Below are 825 nucleotides of genomic sequence, written 5' to 3'. Positions count from 1 at the left end.
GCGGTTGCAAAACTTCATAGCCTGACCGCAAAATCAATGAGCGGTGAGAACCTTATTTCAACGATGATCATTGAAGAAGATACCCTGGAACATATTGCAGACATTGCTTACTGCCCGATGATCTTCCAGCCCTATATTGACAAAGAATATGAATTGAGAATTGTTTACATAGCCGGGGAGTTTTTTACCGGAAAAATTAACAATAGTGAGAATGTTGACTGGAGACTAGCTCAGGCAGATTATTTCTGGTCAGCCTATGAACTCCCGGAGAATGTCAAAACCGGTTTAGCTTCCATGATGGAAGAAATGGGGCTTTACATAGGAGCCATAGATATGATCAGAGGAAAAGACGGAGCATATTATTTCCTTGAAGTAAATCCTCAGGGAGAATGGGGAATGCTCCAGAAAGACCTGGGATTTCCCATTGCAGAAAGAATTGCCGATAACCTTATAAACAGAATCAATACTACCCATGAATAAAATACTAATAATTACGCATACACAGGATAATTTTTCAATTGAAAAAGTAACAGAATATATAGAAAAAAATGGCTGCGAGGTTATTCGCTTCGATGTAGACCTGTATCCTATACAAAATAAACTCTCCACTGTTTTCCAGGATGGCGAATGGATAAGCATTCTTGAAACCAAAGAGGCAAAATACCGTCTTGACGATATTGCAGCAGTTTGGTACAGAAGAGCTTATAACATCGGGAACGGGGTGAAAGAAGAAATGGATAAAAAGTTTTATAGCGCCGCAATGGGCGAGATCCGCAACACGCTTTTCGGATTTATAGAATCTGTAGATGCTTATGCATTGGGGAA

Annotated in this window: 1 protein-coding gene and 1 pseudogene; both read left to right on the top strand. The window is 39.9% G+C overall.

Translation table 11 applies throughout. The features are described from left to right. Window positions 1-480 (top strand): annotated as a pseudogene (locus LC418_RS20830) (ATP-grasp ribosomal peptide maturase); the annotation flags it as partial. Continuing rightward, window positions 473-825 (top strand): MvdC/MvdD family ATP grasp protein (locus tag LC418_RS20825; RefSeq protein WP_338075573.1); only part of this gene is annotated, 353 nt, incomplete at its 3' end. The pseudogene LC418_RS20830 and the gene LC418_RS20825, both read left to right, overlap by 8 nt.

It is taken from the genome of Chryseobacterium lathyri (assembly GCF_019970085.1).
Lineage (GTDB): Bacteria > Bacteroidota > Bacteroidia > Flavobacteriales > Weeksellaceae > Chryseobacterium > Chryseobacterium lathyri.
This window is presented reverse-complemented; position numbering and strand designations above follow the sequence as displayed.